Source organism: Aquimarina spinulae (assembly GCF_943373825.1).
GTDB lineage: Bacteria > Bacteroidota > Bacteroidia > Flavobacteriales > Flavobacteriaceae > Aquimarina > Aquimarina spinulae.
In genome coordinates this window covers 1,628,094-1,649,739 of sequence record NZ_CALSBP010000002.1, presented here as the reverse complement: position 1 = coordinate 1,649,739, position 21,646 = coordinate 1,628,094, and the positions used below count along the sequence as shown (strand labels likewise).

The 21,646-nt window shown below is 32.8% G+C and carries 22 protein-coding genes and 1 pseudogene; 22 read left to right on the top strand and 1 reads right to left on the bottom strand.

Translation table 11 applies throughout. From position 1 onward, the window contains the following. The first annotated feature begins 8 nt into the window (after window positions 1-8). The 16 genes and pseudogenes from NNH57_RS12860 to NNH57_RS12785 all read left to right on the top strand — a co-directional run bounded on the left by NNH57_RS12860 (window position 9) and on the right by NNH57_RS12785 (window position 14,425). On the top strand, window positions 9-1,304 hold the full coding sequence (locus tag NNH57_RS12860) for a cobyrinate a,c-diamide synthase (RefSeq protein ID WP_108809072.1): 1,296 nt from the start codon (window positions 9-11) through the stop codon (window positions 1,302-1,304). Then, on the top strand, window positions 1,295-5,041 hold the full coding sequence (cobN, locus tag NNH57_RS12855; protein WP_108809073.1) for a cobaltochelatase subunit CobN: 3,747 nt from the start codon (window positions 1,295-1,297) through the stop codon (window positions 5,039-5,041). The genes NNH57_RS12860 and cobN overlap by 10 nt, the downstream gene beginning before the upstream one ends. Window positions 5,042-5,159: 118 nt before the next feature. Next, window positions 5,160-6,014 (top strand): hypothetical protein, encoded by an 855-nt coding sequence (locus tag NNH57_RS12850; protein WP_108809074.1) that lies wholly within the window; start codon window positions 5,160-5,162, stop codon window positions 6,012-6,014. Between the two features lie 211 nt (window positions 6,015-6,225). Then, entirely contained in the window at window positions 6,226-6,876 is a 651-nt protein-coding gene (locus NNH57_RS12845) for an elongation factor Tu (RefSeq protein WP_108809075.1), read from the top strand. Window positions 6,877-6,994: 118 nt separating this feature from the next. Then, window positions 6,995-7,810 (top strand): AraC family transcriptional regulator, encoded by an 816-nt coding sequence (locus tag NNH57_RS12840; RefSeq protein WP_074407383.1) that lies wholly within the window; start codon window positions 6,995-6,997, stop codon window positions 7,808-7,810. A gap of 76 nt (window positions 7,811-7,886) precedes the next feature. Further along, complete coding sequence (locus tag NNH57_RS12835) at window positions 7,887-8,384, top strand: VOC family protein (RefSeq protein WP_074407384.1); 498 nt, start codon at window positions 7,887-7,889, stop codon at window positions 8,382-8,384. A 162-nt stretch (window positions 8,385-8,546) separates the two neighbouring features. Then, the gene (locus NNH57_RS12830; RefSeq protein WP_132066160.1) at window positions 8,547-8,975 is read left to right on the top strand and encodes a hypothetical protein; all 429 of its coding nucleotides are present in this window, start codon (window positions 8,547-8,549) and stop codon (window positions 8,973-8,975) included. A 16-nt stretch (window positions 8,976-8,991) separates the two neighbouring features. Further along, a pseudogene (locus tag NNH57_RS12825) lies at window positions 8,992-9,129 on the top strand (DUF2200 family protein); the annotation flags it as partial. An 84-nt stretch (window positions 9,130-9,213) separates the two neighbouring features. Continuing rightward, window positions 9,214-9,969: a hypothetical protein gene (locus NNH57_RS12820; protein ID WP_074407385.1), complete on the top strand. Its 756-nt coding sequence runs from the start codon at window positions 9,214-9,216 to the stop codon at window positions 9,967-9,969. A 241-nt stretch (window positions 9,970-10,210) separates the two neighbouring features. Then, window positions 10,211-10,966, top strand: coding sequence for an alpha/beta fold hydrolase (locus NNH57_RS12815; protein ID WP_159099320.1), 756 nt, complete (start codon window positions 10,211-10,213; stop codon window positions 10,964-10,966). Window positions 10,967-11,150: 184 nt separating this feature from the next. Further along, complete coding sequence (locus NNH57_RS12810; protein ID WP_234423444.1) at window positions 11,151-12,275, top strand: DUF418 domain-containing protein; 1,125 nt, start codon at window positions 11,151-11,153, stop codon at window positions 12,273-12,275. A gap of 184 nt (window positions 12,276-12,459) precedes the next feature. After that, entirely contained in the window at window positions 12,460-13,041 is a 582-nt protein-coding gene (locus tag NNH57_RS12805) for a fibrobacter succinogenes major paralogous domain-containing protein (RefSeq protein WP_159099321.1), read from the top strand. Between the two features lie 191 nt (window positions 13,042-13,232). Next, a complete protein-coding gene (locus NNH57_RS12800; protein ID WP_254504174.1) occupies window positions 13,233-13,502 on the top strand; it encodes an RNA polymerase sigma factor in 270 nt (89 codons plus the stop codon). A 16-nt stretch (window positions 13,503-13,518) separates the two neighbouring features. Then, a complete protein-coding gene (locus tag NNH57_RS12795; protein ID WP_254504255.1) occupies window positions 13,519-13,779 on the top strand; it encodes an RNA polymerase sigma factor in 261 nt (86 codons plus the stop codon). Beyond that, window positions 13,776-14,192 (top strand): hypothetical protein, encoded by a 417-nt coding sequence (locus NNH57_RS12790; protein ID WP_074407390.1) that lies wholly within the window; start codon window positions 13,776-13,778, stop codon window positions 14,190-14,192. The genes NNH57_RS12795 and NNH57_RS12790 overlap by 4 nt, the downstream gene beginning before the upstream one ends. A gap of 14 nt (window positions 14,193-14,206) precedes the next feature. After that, a complete protein-coding gene (locus NNH57_RS12785; RefSeq protein WP_074407391.1) occupies window positions 14,207-14,425 on the top strand; it encodes a hypothetical protein in 219 nt (72 codons plus the stop codon). A gap of 67 nt (window positions 14,426-14,492) precedes the next feature. Here NNH57_RS12785 and NNH57_RS12780 read toward each other — a convergent pair whose 3' ends face one another. Beyond that, complete coding sequence (locus NNH57_RS12780) at window positions 14,493-15,359, bottom strand: winged helix-turn-helix domain-containing protein (protein WP_108809077.1); 867 nt, start codon at window positions 15,357-15,359, stop codon at window positions 14,493-14,495. Between the two features lie 169 nt (window positions 15,360-15,528). On the opposite strand from NNH57_RS12780, the gene NNH57_RS12775 reads away from it, so the two are divergent. The 6 genes from NNH57_RS12775 (at window position 15,529) to NNH57_RS12750 (ending at window position 21,513) form a co-directional block, all read left to right on the top strand. Then, window positions 15,529-16,134, top strand: a complete 606-nt coding sequence (locus tag NNH57_RS12775) for a hypothetical protein (RefSeq protein ID WP_074407393.1) — start codon at window positions 15,529-15,531, stop codon at window positions 16,132-16,134. A gap of 169 nt (window positions 16,135-16,303) precedes the next feature. Continuing rightward, complete coding sequence (locus tag NNH57_RS12770) at window positions 16,304-17,347, top strand: alpha/beta hydrolase family protein (RefSeq protein ID WP_108809078.1); 1,044 nt, start codon at window positions 16,304-16,306, stop codon at window positions 17,345-17,347. 303 nt (window positions 17,348-17,650) lie between these two features. After that, a complete protein-coding gene (locus NNH57_RS12765; RefSeq protein ID WP_132066158.1) occupies window positions 17,651-18,718 on the top strand; it encodes a helix-turn-helix domain-containing protein in 1,068 nt (355 codons plus the stop codon). Between the two features lie 63 nt (window positions 18,719-18,781). Then, window positions 18,782-19,930, top strand: a complete 1,149-nt coding sequence (locus tag NNH57_RS12760) for an NAD-dependent epimerase/dehydratase family protein (RefSeq protein ID WP_108809079.1) — start codon at window positions 18,782-18,784, stop codon at window positions 19,928-19,930. 278 nt (window positions 19,931-20,208) lie between these two features. Then, window positions 20,209-20,886, top strand: a complete 678-nt coding sequence (locus tag NNH57_RS12755; RefSeq protein ID WP_108809080.1) for a helix-turn-helix transcriptional regulator — start codon at window positions 20,209-20,211, stop codon at window positions 20,884-20,886. Window positions 20,887-20,967: 81 nt separating this feature from the next. Then, complete coding sequence (locus tag NNH57_RS12750; RefSeq protein ID WP_108809081.1) at window positions 20,968-21,513, top strand: hypothetical protein; 546 nt, start codon at window positions 20,968-20,970, stop codon at window positions 21,511-21,513. Window positions 21,514-21,646: the final 133 nt, after the last annotated feature.

Genomic DNA, 21,646 nt, shown 5'->3' with positions numbered 1-21,646 from the left:
AAAACCATATGTCCAAAGCATTTTTAATAGCTGCTCCGTGGAGTAATTCGGGAAAAACAACACTTACATTAGGGATGTCTCGTTGGTTTAGTAACCAGGGAAATACTGTGCAAACTTTTAAATGCGGACCCGACTATATTGATACGATTCATCACAGTACTGCTGCTCGAAAATCAGCCGTGAATTTAGATACAGTAATGATGCCCGAGGAACATGTGAATACTGTTTTTGAACGGTATAGTGCGTCTGCCGATATCAGTATTGTAGAAGGAGTAATGGGATTGTTTGATGGTGCAGTAAAGGATCAGGGAAGCTCGGCAGCGATAGCTAAATTATTGGATATTCCGGTAATTTTGGTGGTTAATGCAAGTGCTATGGCATATACGATTGCTCCAATCTTACACGGGTTAAAAACTTTTGACCCCGAAGTTAAGATAGCAGGTGTTATATTTAATTTTGTAAAAACAGAATCACATTATGCCTTCCTTAAAGAAGCATGTGATACTGTAGGGATTCCATCTTTAGGATACATTCCGCCGAATGAAGAAATTGCAATTCCCTCACGTCATTTGGGATTACATATCGATGGTACTTTTGAAAATGTTATTGAAAAAGCAGCCTCACATATTGCAACACATATATCGTTACCAACACTTTTAGAATATGCAAAAGTAGTTCCTAAAATAAATCAAGAAACTTGGACTAGTATAACTTCAGAAAAAAAATATAAAATAGCTATAGCAAAAGATGAAGCATTTACATTTACCTATCTTCAAAATCTAAAATGGCTAGAAGCTATTGGAGAAATCCTATATTTTAGTCCGATTCATGACCAGAAACTCCCAGAAGCAGATATGATATATCTGGCAGGAGGGTATCCCGAATTATATCTTGAAATGTTGTCTGATAATATCGCAATGCGAAATCAGTTAAAAAAAGCTGCAGATCGAGGAGTAAAAATCCTGGCAGAATGTGGTGGGATGATGTATCTGGGAAATACCATTATTGATGAAGAAGGTAAAGAATATGATATGGTAGGGATATTTCCGTTTCGTACTTCTATGCAAAACAAAAAATTATCTTTAGGATATCGAAAAGTAGTGTGTAATGATTTAGAAATTTGGGGACATGAATTTCATTATTCCAAAGTAATGAACGATGATATCATACCCACTGTAGGGCAAGTATTCTCGGCAAGAGAAAAAGAAGTTGCCACAAAAATATATCAATATCAAAACGTATATGCCAGCTACATTCATTTGTACTGGGCAGCGTTAGAAGAACCTATAGACTTATGCATCTAATCGCAACCATACCTGGAGGGTGGAACCCCAATGATGATGGTATCTTTTATATCGATCAGCAACCGGGAGATATTGTATTTCTGAGTGCCGGAGATACCGAAATTCATACCTTAAATGAGGCGTATAAGGAACTACACGAAGCCGAAGGAGATAAATTGCCTAGTTTACGAATGACCAACCTGGTATATCTCAAACAAGAATTGACAATAGATACCTATCTCGAAGAAGTATTGAGTAAAGCCAAAGTTATAGTTTGTAGTATGCTTGGAGGAATCAGTTACTACAAGTATTTGGTAGAATCTCTAGTGAGTTTACAAGAACAAACAGGTAATACGATATTATTTTTACCAGCTCATGAACCGGATTTTGAGCTAATGCAATTGTCATCTGTCGATATACAAATTGTACATCAGTGTCGACAATATTTGCAAGAAGGAGGAAAAGAAAATGCTGTTGCTTTATTCAATTATTTACGAACTCATTTCTTTGATATACAACTTCCGATTGTACCTGCTATAGGTATTGCAGACGTGTTTTTATATACTACAGCGTTAGGAATGACTACTCAAGAGGCTTTAGAAAGTACTATAAACACTTCTAAACCTAATGTGGCATTATTGGGATATCGAACGCATTTCTTGTCCGATAATATGGAGCCGTTGCATGTGATGAGTACAGTACTCCAGAAACGAGGAATAAATGCCTTTGTGGTTTTTGCCAGTAACTTGCGAGACCCTAAATTGTTAGATCAGGTACAAGCATTAATGACGCATAATGGGAAGCGTGATGTGCATACCATTATTAATACTACAGGGTTTACGATCAAACCCATGGATGGTTCGGCGTTTATCTTTGAAAAACTTAAAATTCCCGTTTTGCAAGCCATATTTTCTACTGCTAATAAGCAAGTATGGGAAGAAGGACTCTTTGGGTTACCTCCTACAGATATTGCTATGAATATCGCCTTACCCGAAATTGACGGAAGGATTATTGGTCGTGCAGTTTCGTTTAAAAAAGAAATTAGTAAAGATGCACTTACCGATAGCTCTATTTTAAAATATGAAGCTCATATTCCTGCCTGCGATTTTATGGCAGAATTAGCTCAGCGATGGGCAGCATTACAGTATAAAAAGAATATAGATAAAAAGGTAGCGGTCATTTTACCAAATTACCCCAATAAGGATAGTCGTCTCGCAAACGGAGTAGGTCTTGATACACCCGAAAGTTGTATTGTTTTATTAGATACGCTTAAAGCGGAAGGGTATAGTGTAGGAGAGCAATTACCAAAGAGTGGTACAGAGCTAATGCATTGGATTACACAGGTAACCACTAATGATGTTACGACTACGATGACCCGACCGCATGCTTTGACTTTTGATCGAGCAGATTTCGATATATGTTTTTCAGCATTATCTTCTACATTACAAGATAAGGTAACAGCGCAATGGGGGAAACCAGAAAATGATCCGTATTATACCAGTGATGGGTTTATAGTTTCAGGTTTTTTATTGGGAAATATCTTTGTGAGTATTCAACCTTCCAGAGGGTATAATCAGGACCCACAGGCAATCTATCATTCTCCTGATCTGCCACCAACCTATCAATATCTTGCCTATTACTTTTGGTTACAACAAAACTACCAGGCAGATGCAGTGATCCACTTAGGAAAACACGGAAACTTGGAGTGGTTACCCGGAAAAAGTGTTTCACTAGATCCCGAAACCTGTTTTCCTGCAGCCGTATTTGGAGCATTACCACACTTTTATCCGTTTATCATTAATGACCCTGGAGAGGGAACACAGGCAAAACGACGCAATCAGGCAGTGATCATAGATCATTTAATTCCGCCAATGACTCGTGCAGAAAGTTATGGTAGTCTAATGAAACTGGAACATCTGGTAGATGAATATTATGAAGCAGCTACCTTAGATCCCAAACGATCACGTGTATTAGAAAAAGAAATAGCTGATCTGGTTACACAAACCAAATTAAATGTGGATTTGGGAATCGCCTCAGACGATGTAGATGAATTATTAGTCAAATTAGACGGATATTTATGTGAATTAAAAGAAGCACAAATCAGAGATGGACTCCATATTTTTGGGAAAGCCCCTGTAGATGAACAGCTCATTGATTTGTTAATAGCATTGCATCGCGTACCAGGATATCAACAGGAAGGAATCACACAAGCACTGGCTAAAGATTTAGGAATCACCAAAAACATTCTTGAGGTTGCTTATACAGAACCTATGGAATTGACTATCGAAGGTGTTTTTTGTAAAACAGCAGGGCACGTGATTCAACAATTAGAAGGTATTGCAAAAAAACAACTGATTGCATATGTTGAAAATGATGTTCTAACCGAAGAGTACCCTTTCTTGAATCAAATAGTAGAACATATAAAATCCACTACTTTAGTTGCAGTACAACAAACTACAGACGAACTACGATATTTATTAGGAGGTCTTAATGGATGCTATGTTCCCTCTGGGCCATCGGGAGCACCAACACGAGGTCGATTGGATTTATTACCTACCGGAAGAAATTTTTATTCTGTAGATGTACGTACCATTCCTACCGAAACAGCCTACCGTTTGGGAGAGAAAAGCGCACAGCTGATTATTGATCGATATTTGCAGGAAAACGGGGATTATCCCGAAACTATTGGAATTTCGGTATGGGGAACCTCTACCATGCGTACAGGGGGCGATGATATAGCACAAGCATTTGCATTAATGGGAGTACGCCCGTTATGGAAAAATGCCAATCGAAGAGTTACTGATTTTGAAGTAATACCCTTAATAACATTAGGAAGACCCAGAGTAGATGTTACATTACGGATCTCGGGGTTTTTTAGAGATGCATTTCCAGATGTAATCAATCTGTTTAATGCGGTGGTAACACGTTTGGCGAATCTGGATGAACCTATAGAAGATAATCCGATTCGAAAACGATTTTTGACAGAACAATCACAGTGGCAGGAACAAGGATTACCACAAGAGGTAGCTTCGCAACGCGCTCTATATCGTGTGTTTGGTTCTAAACCGGGAGCATACGGAGCAGGACTGCAAGCAGTAATCGATGAGAAGAACTGGCAAACTCAGGAAGATCTTGCCAACGTATATATCAATTGGAGTGGATATGCCTACGGCAATTCTAAAAAAGGAGTTTCTGCACATGAATCGTTTCAATATCGATTACAAGCGATGCAAATTGTAATGCAAAACCAGGATAACAGAGAGCATGATATTTTGGATAGTGATGATTACTATCAATTTCACGGGGGATTGGCCAATGCCGTAAAAACCGTAAAAGGTAATGAAGCTGAAATCTATTTTGGAGATCATTCCCGACCAGAAACGCCCAAGGTAAAAACATTAAAAGAAGAATTGCTAAAAGTATACCGCTCACGAGTAATTAATCCCAAATGGATTGCCGGAGTACAGCGGCATGGGTATAAAGGAGCTTTTGAGATGGCTGCCACTTTAGATTATTTGTTTGCCTATGATGCCACGACAAATCTAATTGATGATTTTATGTATGAAGGAATTACAGAAAGCTATTTGTTAACTCCAGAGAATAAAGAATTTATTAGCCAAAATAATCCCTGGGCCTTAAAAGATATGAGTGAACGCTTGTTGGAAGCCATACAACGAGGGATGTGGGCAAATCCATCTGATGAGGTTAAAAGACAATTAGAGGAGTTGTATATGGAAGGTGAAGGATTAACAGAGTAAGTGTAGATTGATATATGCTAACAGGTTAATGTCCTGGATCAGGTAAAAACCAGTAGATTTGTAGATACAATAGTATTTAAAGGACATATATCCTTTATAACATTGTTAGCAAGCATAAATGACAAAACAAAGTACAAAAATAAAAGCCTTACTTTCACTAAATGATATGTCTCTCAAAAATCAAAGAGATATTTTAATAGATCTAAACTCTTTATTAAGCAATTGTACTCAGGACTTATTTGATTTTGAACTCAAATTTGAAGATGCTGGTCTTCTCGAAAAGTTATTAATCCAAATAATAAAGCATAATTCGAGTTTGATAGATCTTTCCAAAGGTTTTACCATTAAAATACGTGACAAGGATTTACTTATGGATGATATGACAGCAATATATTCTGTCGCAAGATTGCAAATTGAAACCTTTGTAAATTTAAGTTATCTTTTTTTTATTGATTTTGAGGTATCACAACAATTAAAAGTTTGCGTTTACAAAATTCAAGGGTTGAATCAGCAAATTTCTTTAACCAGTAATCATCCCAAGGATTTTGAACCAATAGCAAAAATGAGAAATGAACTTGCTGGTGAATTAAATAGACTAAGGAATCTTGAAGAGTTCAAAACTGCATCAAGAAAACAAAAAAATAAATATATCAAACCCCGTTATGCAAGATTAAAGAAGCCGGAAGAAATTTATAGTATGATAAAAATAGGTGACTTGTCAAGAACACATTCTCTATACTCAAACCATATTCACTCTGAATATATTAGTATCAGACAATTAAACTCATCAATTAGAAAAGCTGATGGAAATAGCAGTTACTATTCAACTGTATTATTGCTTTGTTCTAGGATTACATCTTTAGTAATTACTAATTTGGTTTCTAAATATAAAATTGAGAACGGCTCTTTTAAAAATAAAACAGTTGTTTTAGGAGAAATAATACAAGTGCTAAAAAGAATGTATGAAAAGTAAAATTATGCTTGTCAACAACATATATGTGATCATAGCAGCTAAGTGATCAATCAAATGGTTGTTGTATTTTTGATAAGGTGCAATGCTCAGAAAAATCGAAAAGCAAGGTAACATTTTGCTCTGCTACGATATATATATAACGTTACCCATAATAATATGAAACCCCATACGAAATTATACACTTAACGTTACCCGAAAGCACAAAAAAAATATGAAAGGAACAGATTTTATAGCAGAATTGGAATTTTTAACTACGAAACAAGGTGGTCGAAAAGAATATACTAAATCTGGATATAGACCACATATTGAATTCGAAAATTATTCTGAATATCTAACCTCAGGACAACAGACTTATGTAGGACGAGAAATTGCTGAACCAGGAGATAATGTGACGGCTGAAATTGCAATTTTAGGCACTGAATACTTCGCAAAACGACTATATGAAAATATGGAATTTAAATTTTGTGAAGGCTCTCGAACTATAGGTTATGGAAAAATTTTAGAGATAATAAATAATGACTTAAAATCTGACCCAAATATCCCTAGTGAATCTATTAACTTGAATTTATATCCAATAGACATTATAGAAAGAATAAAATCAGATTTCGGACAGAATTGGAATATCGCTTTTTCCAAAATTCAAGAATTAATAATTTCTGACAAGGCTTTTCGGAGCAATAGAATTGTCCGAGCAATTATATATTTAGGAAATAAAGATGTTGTTCATTTGAAAAAAATGATAGAACTAACAATAACAGACTGGAGAGACATCCTTGTGAATGCAGAATATGATAAAAATGACAAAAGAATTCGGGATTTTAATAACGAATTCGGAAATGAAAAAATAAAAGCAAGCAGGTAACAATGTTTAAAATTAATACGGGTTTTGGCTAAGTACTTAATCAAAAGATTACTACTTTTAATTCCCTTACTAACCATAGCCGAGACATTGTGTTTCACTTAAGAAAAACAAACAGTTAATGAATTATCAAACTTTTCAGCCCCATCCAGATTTAGAATCGCTAATTAGTTGTTATTGGACTTTGGAAGTTCCTGCAACAGAGGATACCCAAAGACAGCGAATAATTCCTGATGGCACAATCGAAATGGCATTTATACTTGGAGATGATATAAAACGATATACTACCGAGGATAATTTTATTATACAACCTCGTTCAATGGTATTAGGGCAAATCATTGACCCTTTTTATATAGAGCCAACGGGATATGTCAACACATTTGCAATTCGTTTTTATCCTTATGGTTTTGCCAATTTTGTAACTGCACCAATCAAAACATTGGCAAACAAGGAAACGCCAATTGAAATGTTATTTGGAGAAAAAACTGCTCGAAAATTAGAACAAGAGATAATTCAAGCAACAGATACAAAACAAAGAATAGAGATCATCGAATTTTTTCTTCAGAATAAACTCAGTGAGCAGGTCACGGTCGACAATATTGTTAAAACAACTATAGATACTCTCTTATCAACAAAGGGGAGTACATCTATACGTGATATTCTTAAAGAAGATGTATCCAAAAGAAGACAACTTGAAAGAATGTTCGTGAAACAAATAGGGATTAGCCCGAAACAGTTAAGTAAAGTAATTCGGTTACAAAGTGCCTTAAAAATGTTGCTTAACGAAGAAGGAGAAAGCCTTACTAACATAGCTTATGAAAGTGAATACTACGACCAGGCACATTTTATCAAAGATTTCAAGGAGTTTACGGGAATTAGTCCAAAAGAGTTTTTAGGAAATGAAAACATGACGCTTTCTTCTATTTTCTACAAATGAAGTAGATCTGTCGCATTTTTACAATTTTGTTTCTCATTATCAGTTTAACTTTGCCGCAATATTTTAATACATAACCATGAGGAGAATAATATGCAGTCTTTTTACAGTAATATTAATCTTGGGTTCTGCTGCTTGTAATAGTACAGATAAGCCCAAATTAGAGAAACAAAAGAGTGATTCAGTCATAAATCAAAGTGCAAAAGACATGAAAAATTATATTTCAATTTTTGAAATTCCGGCAACAGATATTTCACGAGCAATCGAATTTTATCAGGCAATTTTGGATATTACTATTGAGAAAATGGAAATGCCAGGTATGGAAATGGGTATATTTCCATATGAAGAACAGATGGTTACTGGTGTTATTGTGAAAGGAGAAGATTTTAAACCCTCTGCAGATGGCGTGACTATATATCTAAATGGAGGAGACAACCTTCAGGTAATCCTTGATAAAGTCGAGAAAAATAGCGGTAAAATTATTGTCCCCAAAACACCTCATGCCGATGAAAGCGGATATTTCGCAATGTTTCTTGATTCTGAAGGAAATAAAATGGGGTTACATTCCCCAAATTGATTACAGAAAAAAGCAAACGCAAAACAAGGTATAATAGCAATAGTGGTTCGGGTACAAGCTCGAACTGCTTTTTGTGTTTAAATAGGTATATTACTATTTAAAAGCAAGTGCTTTTAGACAAAACCATTACCAATAATAGTAAACAAAAATATCAAACTGAATATGCAAATAACATTAGAATATTGGAATACTTTAGCTAACCAAACTATTCTGATAAGCTCTTTATTGAGTGGTTTTTCTATTACGGTAGTTGCTAATCTATTGGTTTCTGACAAGAAAGATAAACTAACTAATAAAATTTTGAAGTCTGCAACGTTATCTGCTGGTTGTTTTCTAGTCACTGTATTTGCAATGATACAAATCTCAATGATGACTACACCGGGAGGATATGTAAAGAATGTTGTTATAAATGACTTTTTAATACCCAGGATAATTGGGATGCTGACTTTTATGATTGGACTCTTTTCTCTAACAGTTATGATTTCATTATCAGGATGGACAAAATCAAAAAAAGTAGGAATATTTACAACTGTTGTTGGGGTATTAACATTGCTACTAATTTTTATGACGATGATAAGAATAAGCTTTTAATTAAGGAGGATATACTAATACTTCTCTTATTACTGATGTAATTTGTGGTTATCGAGTAGAAGACATCGAAAATTTGTTAACACAACAAGTAAGGTACTTAGACAAACTAGTAAACGAATTGGCAAAAGGGCGTAAGATGGATAAGATTTTGTGAGCTAGGTAAATGGACTTATCTTGTTGAAATGTAACGTTTTGATGTAATTGTACTCTTATATTTAACCAGTCAAATATAAACATCATGCAAACATCAATCAAAAAAAACAAATCGCCATTTTATTCAAACTTCCTTTTTTTACTATTTCTATTTTTCTTCTCTAGTACTATTTTTGCACAGAAAGAACTGCTTTGGTTTGGAACCTACACAGACGAGAACGGAAAAGTACATCAAGGAAGGTATAACATCATCAAGGATGGTAGAGCTTTAACTAGCATCATTCTCGCTCCATATGGAAAATCTCCAATGCAATTCACTGTTATCAAAAACGATACAGTTCAAAGATTCGTAGAGATTTCTTGGCCCGATATGCCTAAACGAATAGCAACTCTTATTCAATATACAGATGGTTATTATGCAGGAAACTTTGAAGACGAGACAAAAATACTCCCGATGGTCATTAAGGAATTTAACTTTCAAGATGCACAATTACAAGGAAACTGGTTTAAGCCAAGTGAAATTGAAGTAAAAATTATAGAAAACACGATTAAACTACTGGATTCTAAGAAAAGTTGGAATAAAAGTGATAATAGAGTATGTGAATCAAATAACACCTATAGTTTATTTTGTGCACTCTATGAATCATCTATTGTTATTGATGGAGAATATCGTCATTTAAGGCCTGCGGTAAAGTATGTTAGAGATGCTATACAAGAAAAATATCCTAAAAAATATGACCATGTTCTAGTTGATTTTAATAATGCAGCAGAAATATCTCTAAAAGAATTACATGAAATTTTAAAGTTAGCGAAAGAAAACCTAATTAATACTATAAAATAGCTGTTGTACAACATCAAGTTCAAGTATGTGACCATAGCGGTAATATGATTAATCAAAGGTTCTTGTATATTTGCTATAGCGCAAAGATTTTATGATGAAAAATCATGTAATCAGTACAGAACTATCGATAGCAAGGTAATTTTACTCTGCTACAGCACATTCTTATAACATTTGCTGCAATAACTAAAGACTAACAACTAATTTAATGATAAGAACTACTATACTTTTAACCTTAATATTAATGTCAACTAATATACGCTCTCAATCACCAAGGAAAGCTGAATCGGTTTCGGTAAATGGAAAAAACATATATTACGAAATTTATGGAGAAGGAAAGCCTTTGTTTCTTTTACATGGTTACACACAGTCTTCTAATTCATGGAAATCATATGTCAAAGACTATGAAAAAGAGTATGAAGTGTACTTAGTCGATTTAACCGGCCACGGAAGATCGGAGCCTTTTAAGCAAGATCTTAGTATAAGATCTGTGGCTGAAGATCTTAATTCTCTAATCAAATATTTAAAATTAGAAAAAATCAAAGCGATAGGATTCAGTTTTGGCGGGGATGTACTTTATCAACTTGCCTTGATCAATCCAACTTTGATAGAATGTATGATAACAATTGGCGCAGTAGGGACTTGGACAATTCTTGATTTTCCCGAATATTTGGAAGCATTTACTTTTGAAAATCGAGCCAATTTTCCTTGGCTCAAGACATCTCATGATGGAGATGAGCACATCAAAGCAATAATGGATCAGTTTAAAAATTATATTGTCAAACTAAGTGACAAAGAATTACAAAATATAAAACCCGAAGTATTAATCATGATTGGAGATGATGATGAAGGGATGAGTCTAAATGAAGTAGTACGTGTGAAGGAAAATCTACCTAATTCTGATCTTTGGATATTACCTAATGTTTCTCATGGGGCTCATGAGGGTGAAACCAGAGATGAGTTTATCATAAAATCAAAAATGTTTCTAAATAAAAGATAATGCTACTACTCATGATATCTCTTCAGAACATTGAAGTTTGTTATATTTAACGTTGTATACTACCACACGAAAAAGCACTGTAAAATTGAATGAACAACCGATCAAAGTAAAAAAAAGAATTGATGTATTAGATGTTTTCCGAGGGTTTGCAATTCTCGGAATTTTTGTTGTTAATATTGTGATAATGAATTCAACTTTTCTTAATCAAGATGAATTTGCAAAGCAATGGACTTCAAATATTGATCTAATTTCGGGTAAAATCCTGCAACTATTTTTTTACACAAAGTTCTTTCCTATTTTCTCTTTGCTTTTTGGCCTAGGGATTTCAATGCAAGCTTTAAAAATGCTTGATAACGGCAAGCTTTCATTTTCATTCTTTGCAAGGAGAATGTTCATACTGTTTCTTTTTGGAGTTTTGCATATCGTGTTTTTATGGTCGGGAGATGTTTTAAATCTTTACGCATTACTAGGACTTATAACCATGGTTATGATAAAAAAGTCTAACAAATTAATTCTCACCTTATCTGTAGTTTTCCTCTTCTTTCCTTTTTACGACCAGTTTTTTGAATATGTATTCAAACTTTTAAATTTTAGACCAGAAATTTATTTGAGCGATTATACAGGAGAAACGGTCAATCAAATCATAAAAGATGGCACTTATTTAGAAGGAATACAATTGCGATTATTAGAATATCTCTCAAACGTTCCTATGCTGTTTGGTTTTTTAGCCCCAGTAGCTATTTCGATGTTCCTTCTTGGACTTTATCTTGGTAAAAACAAAATTTATGATTCTTTAGATACATTTATCCAACGAATAAAAAAACCAATGTTGGTTATTGCAGTTATCACCAATATATACAGAGTATTATTTTTATTTGTACTTCCGGGCTATGCGATTTATTCAACAGATACTTTTCGACCTATATTTATAAAACTAATGGTGTTTTCAGACATAGCAATGGGATTGTTTTATCTTTGGGTTATAGGTTGGTTTTGGTATAATACAAGATATAAATTTATAATATCGCCCTTAAAATATGCTGGTAGAATGGCGCTTACCAATTATATAATGCAAAGCTTTATAGGTCTGATCTTATTTTCATCAGTAGGATTTAGTCTTTACGAGACTTTAAGTCCTTCAGAGACATTATTAGCAGCGATTACGGTTTTTGTTTTTCAGGTATTATTGAGCAAAATTTGGTTAACGTATTACCAATTTGGGCCATTAGAATGGATTTGGAGATGTTTAACATATAAAGAACTATTACCTATAAAAAAAATACTACACCCAACAAAGGATAAAATATAGCAGTTAAAGAATTGGTCGAAGCTTCTTGTATATTTGTTGTAGAACGAGATTTTAGAAAGAAAAAGATATAATGCTTGTATACTCAACCAGGCTTAGTGTCAATACAAAGTTTTAGATAACCTGGTCGCATTTGACCTCATTATGACTTGTGCTTATAATGTTGCGGATCATAAAAAACTTAGATATGAATAAAATATTTTATAGAATACTCCTTTTTTGTATGATCATTAGTTGTAAAAGTGAAACAACAAAATTGATTGATATTGATGGGAATCAATATTCGATAACTAAGTATGGAGAAACTTTTTGGATGACTGAAAATCTTAAAGCTAGACGAGATATAAATGGAAACAATGTAAAATATTTTTTTCCTGATAATGATTCAAGTAATGTTCAATTGTATGGGTTGTTATATGATTTCGAAACAGCATGCAAGGTATGCCCTCAAGGGTGGAGATTACCAAATAATGAGGATTGGGAACAACTATTTAATTTCTCAAAAAATAATGTAGCAGGCAATTATAAAGATAAACAGTTTTGGGAGGGAGAAATAAATTCAAACAATAGTGGGTTTTCTATAAGGCCTTCGGGGATAGGAAATAATAAGGAACATCCAAATAATTTTGGAGAAAACACATTGTTTTGGTCAGATTCTAAAGAAGAGGAACATTTTATTTGGACGTATATTTTGGAAAAAGGTAATAATAAAATCAGAAAAGCTTCACAACATCCAACATATGCTTTTTCTATACGATGTATTAAATAAATTAAGTATTTAAAACACGTATTCTTATCTTTTAGTCTAAACTCTTTTTTCTACTGCATGGCTTATATAGTAGCTAGTAAAAAGAAGCACTCCATCATAAATTTTATTTTTTTCAAAAAAATATATTGAAAAATGCAATAGATTAAAAAAGTATCGTCTTCTTAATCGAAGGCCCTTCATAAAAGGTTTTAATGAATTTGGAATCAGAAAATAGTAAAAAGCTTACCGACTTTTTTGGAAGAGAATATGAGTCTCTCAAGTGGTATGTGAAAACTAAAATAAGTGACACAGCCAATCGTGATGCAGAAGATATCATCCAGGATGTCGCTCTAAAATTATTTTCGGGAGCAGATCGATATGCCCCAATAAATAATGTAGCTGGTTTTGTTTACAGATCTGTAAAAAACAAAATCATTGATGTGATGCGAACTACAAAAAAAAACGAATTCGGTAGACGCTGATGAAGATTTAGTAGAACTGGCAGAGGTACTACACCAATCAAACGATAATTACACTTCTGATCAGATGATAGTAGTATTAAAAAAATGCATCGAAGAGCTAAAACCAGCATATAAAGATATCATTATAGCTGTAGATTTTGAAGGGTATACATATAGAGAGATTTCAACTAAAACAGGGATTTCTATAGGGACATTAATGTCTAGAAGACATAGAGCAATTGCAGTATTATATAAAAAAATAGAAGTAGAGATTAATAAAAATAAAAATATATTATGACAAATTTTTTCACTCATAAATTTAGAAAAAAGTCACCAATAGAGATTGTAGGAATAATCATTTTTGGTGCCATAGCAATAACAGGGTTAGCCATTTTATTTGGCTTTGTCATTATGTGGTTATGGAATTGGCTTATGCCCGAGATTTTTGGACTAACAACTCTTACCTATTGGCAAGCTGTGGGAGTATTTATATTATTCAAAATACTTCTTGGCGGTTGTGGTAGTGGTAGCAGTAAAAAATCATCAAAAGATTCAAACGATCACTGTAAAAAAGATTCGAAGACTGATTTCTCAAAATGGAAATACTATGATAAATTTTGGAAAGAAGAAGGTGATGAATATTACAAACAATATATCGAACGACAATCAAATCAAGTGCAAGAAGACACTTCAAAACCAGATTCAGAATAACAATATATTTTAATATGGAATTACTAATATTTCGAACAGATATTAAATCAAAGAAAAAAGTTAGATCATTAAAACCAATGCTTAACAATCATTCAGATATCATTAAATGGTCAATTGATCTAGAAGATATAGACAATGTACTTAGAATTGAAGCTACCACGAATTTATCAGAGGGAGATGTTATTGACCTGGTAGAAATACAAGGCTTTTATATCAAAACATTATCGGATTAAAACCCCTGGACGAAAAGCCTGCTATAACAATCCAAAATTGAATTTTAAAAAGTGAAAACGATACTGCTTAAAGTTCTATTTCTAACTTATAGCCTATACCATGAATATTTGTTAGTTTAATCGCCTGGTCGTCTTTTAATTTCTTACGGAGTTTAGAAATGTACGTATCCAGGCTTCTTCCTACGATTACACCATTGTCTTCCCATACTTTTTTAATTAATTCATCTCGTTTAACAATTTGATTGGGATGCGCAACAAAAATCTCTAGTAGTTCGCATTCTTTTTTTGAAAGACTAATTTCGATAGTTTGTTTAATTAATTTGTGTTGCTTAGGATAAAACCGAAAACTACCGAGGGATATATAGCGTACATCATTTTCTTTAGTATCCCGAAGTTGCTTTCGCTTATATAGAATTAATAAAAGGAACACAAATACAATAAAAAGGATACCATAGATTAATGTCTGATTATTAAAACTACTTGATGCGGTTTCGGTAAATCGCACTTCAATAGTATAGCAGTTTTTTGGTAAAAACCTTCCACCACAAGGAACAATATCTCTTGCAACGTCATTTCTTATTAGGTAACTATACGGAACTTCTTTATTTATACATCGCAAGACTTCAACACGATATTGTTCTGGTAATCCGGCTTTTCGAAAACTTTCTTTTACAATAGAAACCAAATCACCAGGGTCGAATGAAAGTGTATTTTCAAAAGAAAGTTGATACTTTGATTTTTCTAGTTTAACTACTGGCAAAACCAAAGACGTACTATCTTGATTGGCTAATAGTAATTGGTTACCAACATCGCGTAACGCAATTTTTACTAGTTCAGAAAACTCTTCTGTTTGCTCTTTTATATCTGAGAAACCCAAAATGAGAAAAATAATTCCTGCCAGTGCTCCTAATGCATATATCTTTTTGTTCTCCATGTGCTACAAATAACATACAATCTTACGAGATTTTACAGTGGTTGACACTTCTTTGACATTTTTTTGACACTTTTAACCGCAGTTCGATTTAGTTTTACTAAAAATAAAAAATAATACAAGAAGGATCATAAGAAAGTGTACCTGTACTAATTATTAACATCATCAAAAAATGAACAAATTTATCATCATATTCATAGTACTATTAAGTATTGGTTGTACTAAAAATAATCAAAAAGACAAGGTGTTAACAGAAACTGCTCAGGCAGATACTGCCAAAACAGCAACTATTAATAAAATAGATAACCTTTATGCGTTAGCGTTAAAAACCGATACCACAGATAAGGGCGAGCAACGTCTTATTGTTTCGATAGATTTATATGATAAGTCCTTTTTTGTATCTCCGCACTCCAATGGTAATTTCCTGGGACGTTTTAACCTTTCATTAGACGAAACTAAGCATCTTACCATGAAAGATTCGATTATAGAATTTCCGAAGTCGTTAGAAAGTTATGATTCTTTTAGTGGTAGACAGGTAAACTTTGTGAAACGTAATACCACCTACACCCAGAAACTCACCATTGACTCGCAAAAAGATTTTGAAGTAGCTGGTCTGATTAAATTTGTGATTGAACCACGCTGTACCATGGAAAAAGTAAAATTCGTTATTTCACAACGCTCTGGAGTCTTATCTGTAGAAAAACAACAAACATCTGCTCACTTCGGGATCTTTGCGGATATGTTATGTGATGTATCTAACGTAAAAAAGAAAAGATGAAGTTTATGAGGGTATGTAAAATATCATTGTATTAAAAACTAGAGAACAGAGGATTTTTGATACTATTTTTCTTAAGCTATATGAACAATAAAATATAAAACGCCTGATGAAAGTGTAACAAATAAAATGGTTAGTCATCTATAGACTAATTATCATTAAAACTTGGTAAATGAATATTTTTTCAACAGCTATTATTACTATAATCTTATTTACTTCATGTTCTTCAGAAAAATATAAAAACATTCAGGTAGGACAGAAATCAGTAACTTATATAGATGAATCACGGAATCGCCCGTTAGTAACAGAAATATGGTATCCAACTCATGATGACTATGTAAAAAAAGATTCAGTTTCTAAAAAAGAAACACTTTTCAAAACTATTGAAACGATTCCGAATGCAAGTTTGCTTGGAGATAAGCTTCCTTTATTGCTAGTGTCACATGGAACTGGAGGTAATAGATTTTCATTAACTTGGTTTGTTGAAAAAATGGTGAAAGAAGGATATATAGTTGTATCTGTAGATCACTATGGAAATTCTACTGATAACAAATTACCAAGAGAATTTGTAAAATGGTGGGAAAGAGCAATCGATATTCAGTATGTGCTTAATACTGTTTTAGAGGATGAATTTTTTAAAAAAAAGATAGATATTACAAAAATAGGAGGTGTTGGTTTTTCTTTAGGAGGTTATACTAATATTGCTCTTGCAGGAGGGTATGTCGATAGAAATAAAAGAGAAACAGATAACACAAGTGACGTTGAGAGAAAAGCACCCCCAGAATTTCCAAATACAGATGAAGTTATTGATTTTGAAAAAGATAGTCTTATCGTTTCATCTTACATTAAATACAAAGACAAGGTTAAGGATAAAAGAATAAAAGCATTTTTTGTGATGTCTCCAGCTATTGGATTTGGATTTCACTCTAAAAAACAAACGCAATCTATTACCGCTCCTATATGTATAGTTGCAGGTAAAGGAGACACCAATACTCCTGTTAAACAAAATGCTCTTCATTATCATAATTTGATACCGACTAGCGAGGTACATTTGTTTGATGAAAATGTTGATCATTATGTGTTTTTAAACGAACCTACTGAATTTGGGAAAAAAATTATTCCTGCAATTACAATAGATCACCCCAAAGTAAATAGAAAAGAAATACACAAAAAAACACTAAACCTTGCAGTTGATTTTTTTAAAAAAAATCTATAAAACGATCTAAGGATATTTTATAGAAATGAATATTAAACATCCTAAAGACCTTTGGCATACCATAATGTTTTATTTGAGTGATCTAATGATAAAAATCTTAGGAAACAGTAGTGTAGCGTATCTTCTAAATAATGGATAAAAAATGAAGATTTTAAGAGCGTTTTAAATACCTATTATGAAGATAAAGGAATGTTGTACTAAGGTATTAGAGTCAAAGATTTTTTGAAATTAAAGGTGAAATCATATTATCTTTCCCTAATTTTTGATACTACCTGGCAACTTAAGCCAAAATCTATAATAAAAATGTCTAATGTATTAGTCGTAATTTTAGGAATTGGATCTATTCAAAGTATTTTATTTGCGATACTCATTGTATTGAAAAAGAAAAGAAAACTATCAGATCTGATTTTGATGACTTGGTTTTTAGTATTCTCTGTCCATTTATTATTAGGGATAGGTAAAAGCGCATACCTAACCGATATAACCGGGATATTAATAGCAACAATTAGTTTTTTACATGGTCCATTTTTTCTGCTGTATACAAAATCCTTGTTTAATCAATATATTACTAAAATCAATCTTTTGCATTTTTTGCCCTTTATAATCTTTACCTTGTTTAGTTTTTTTATTAAACAGGAATCAGAATTGTTATGGGAAATAATAATTCTAATAACAAAATTGATTTCTTTAACTCTTTATCCGTTGTACATACTATATTCTTATTATAAAACAGATAAGTTTTTTAAGACCCATAAGGCTGATAGTAGTATGCTAGAGCTCTCCTGGGTTAGAATTATTGCAATTTTATTTCTTATAAGTATAGGAATTAGTCTTATAAGATTAGCAATAGAACTTTTGGTGGGAGTAGCGTATTTTGAAATTTGGGATGTTTTACGATATGTTATCCTTGTAACTGTGATCGGTTTTTATGGATTGAAATATGGTATGGTATACCGACCTGAAGTACCTTTTGATACTACAACCGATAAAAAGAAATATAAACATAGTCCGCTTAAGAATGATGAGATAATTATGTTTATAGATTCTATTAATCGTTTTTTCGGAGAAAATAAAACATATTTGCATCCCGATTTTTCATTAGCTATTTTGTCAGAATCTGTAAATATTCCTAAGCATCACCTTTCACAAATCATAAATTCTGAAATGAATACTACTTTTTATGATTTAGTCAATACCAAAAGAGTAGCGTATGCCATACACAGAATAAAAGAGGGAAATAAATTAAATTTAACCTTAGAAGGTATAGGTTATGAGTGCGGGTTTAACTCTAAATCGGCCTTCTTTCATCATTTTAAAAAACATACAGGAAAAACTCCCGGACAATTCAAAAAAGAAATAAGTACTGATTAATTAAGAAGTTCCGCTATTCTTTTACTTGCCCCCATATTTGTATTCTAACATAATATGAGTTACATGAATAAAAGAGATTTTATTAAAACATTAGGGATTGCTTCGTCCATTACTTTTTTAAACCCAATAGCTGCTTCGGGATTTAAAATGTTTAGTGATACCAATAAAAAAGTGCTTATCCTGGGAGGTAGAGGGTTTTTGGGCCCTACTATTGTCGAAACATTTTTAGCATCAGGCTATGAAGTAACATTATTAAACAGAGGAAAAACCAATCCCGAACTTTTTAAATATTTACCTGTTATCATTTGTGACCGGGAAAAAGAAAATAAAGAAGGACTTAAAACAATTGATAAAAAATATAAAGAAACCTATTGGGATGTTGTTGTCGATACATGGCAAAAATCTCCAAAAGCTGTTTCAGATTTCCTTGAAGAGTTTAAAGGGCAATTTGGCCATTATCACTATATATCTACTATTTCGGTTTATGATAAATGGGATAAAAAGTTTATTGAGGAATCAGAACCCTTAAACCCTCTGCCAGAATTCCCAAAAACAATAGGCGAAGATTTTAGATATGCCATAAGAAAAACATTTGCTGAGGAAGCCATTAGAGAACGAATAGATAATTTTACGATATATAGATCTCATGGGATGAAAAGTTCTAGAGTTACTCATCCAGGTAACCCAAATGAAGAGCCTTTTTGGCCGGTTAGATTTTATAGAGGAGGAGAAATACTATTACCAAATGTTCATGATCATCACATGCAGGTTACAGATGTAAAAAGTTTGGCAAACTTTATCGTTCATTGTTCAGCATCAAAAATATATGGCGCATTCAATGTTGCTTCTAATCCAACCCCTTTTAAGGATTATGTGTCCTGTCTCATTCATGCTACAAGTATGCCAGAAAAACTACATTGGATTGATGGAGATTTTCTTATAAAAAATGGGATTCTTCCTTATAAGATAATGCCTTTATGGAGGTCAAAACCTGTAGGAATGTATTATTTTAATGTGCAGAAAGCTATTAATGCTGGGTTAATTAACCGTCCTATGGTCGAAACGATATCTGATCAATTAGAAGGATACAAAAGTAGATATCCCAAAAATGACATTGCCTTTGGAGAAGTAATACAGGGAAAACAAATAAAATACTATAGCGCTGGAAAAGAAAAGGAAGTCATAAAAAAATGGTTGTCCAGACCAAAATAAACCTTCTGAAAACATAAATAATTCATTTACAAAAAGTGTACATATTAAGAGACCTCACAGGTTTTTAAAACCTGTGAGGTCTGTATAGTAAATATTAGAAATAGTTAAGATATATAATCAAAAATGTTATATCTATCGAATACATAAGGAGAGAATATGTATCATGGTACTTGGTAAAAATGAAGATATCCTCTTTTTACACTATTTTTCTTAATGTACATCGAACTTATTTAAACTATTCACGTAATTTTAAAAAACGTAAAATATAGTTTTAAAAAATGAATAGAGTAGACCGATTGATGAGCATGTTATGGACATTGCAATCCAAAAAATTTGTTTCTGCAGAGGCTTTTGCAGAAAAATACGGACTTAGTTTACGAACAGTGTATAGAGATATCAAAGCATTAAATGAGGTGGGAATTCCTGTTTATTTTGAACCTGGCAAAGGATATTGTATCATGAAAGGCTATTTTTTACCACCTCTTTTGTTCACTATCGAAGAAGCAAATTCTCTTCTTTTATTGCAAACACTTGCTTATAAATTTGCAGACCAATCAATTACTAAAAACTCAGATATTGCTCTCGAAAAAATAAAAGCTGTTTTAAAATATCAGGACTGGGAAAAACTCGAAAAATTTTCTTCAAAAGTTGAGATTTATCTGCCTTCTGATTCTAATAATGAGAATCATTATTTATCAGCAATTCAGAATGCTATTGTTGACAAACACATTCTCAATATAAATTATACCGATAATAATAACAATCAAACTCAAAGAGCAATAGAGCCTATAGGGATTATTTTTTATAACAATCAATGGCATCTTATCGCCTGGTGTTCTCTTAGAGAAGAATATCGTGACTTTATCGTAAGTAAAATCAATAGATTGGTTCGTACTTCAGAGGTTTTTAAAAAAGAACATTCATACACTATTCAGGAGTATATGAAAATTTTTTGAGTTCACTTTTTTGACTGACATAATGTTGTCACCCTCCCCATTTATTTTTGTGCCAGATAAACAATAAAAGCATGAAATAATATGAAAAACAATCATGATTCTGAAATTCCAAAAGTAAATTTTGATATTCATAATGAGTTAATAATTACACCTACTTCAACATCTTCTAAACATGATTTCGATTTCTTTGAAGGAAAATTTAGACTTCGTAACAAAAAACTTAAATCAATACTTAATCATTGTGAAGAATGGACAGAGTTCGAATCTACTCAGGAAATGTATAAAGTATTGAACGGTTTAGGTAATATCGACAATTTTCTTGCAATAAGAGACGGGCAACCATTTGAAGGAATGACAGTACGGCTTTTTGATCCCCAAACACGATTATGGAGTATGTACTGGGCAGATTCTAATCGAGGAAAATTTGATCCCCCGGTAGTTGGATCTTTTGAAAATGATATCGGCTATTTTTTTACCAAAGATACTTTTGAAGGTAAACCTATTGTAGTCGTTTTTCGATGGGATGTAAGAGATGAAAACAAGCCGGTTTGGAGTCAGGCATTCTCTGATGATAATGGAGAAACCTGGGAATGGAATTGGTATATGTATATGACAAAAATCAAGTGAAACAGCGAGCAAACACATTTGTAATACCCCTTGTTAGCAGAGGTGTACCTCATATCGATAAGGGGTTGAGCCCAGCCAAAAGTAGTTTGAAGAATTACATTAATTCTTCGAGCTACTTTTATAACCCTTCAAA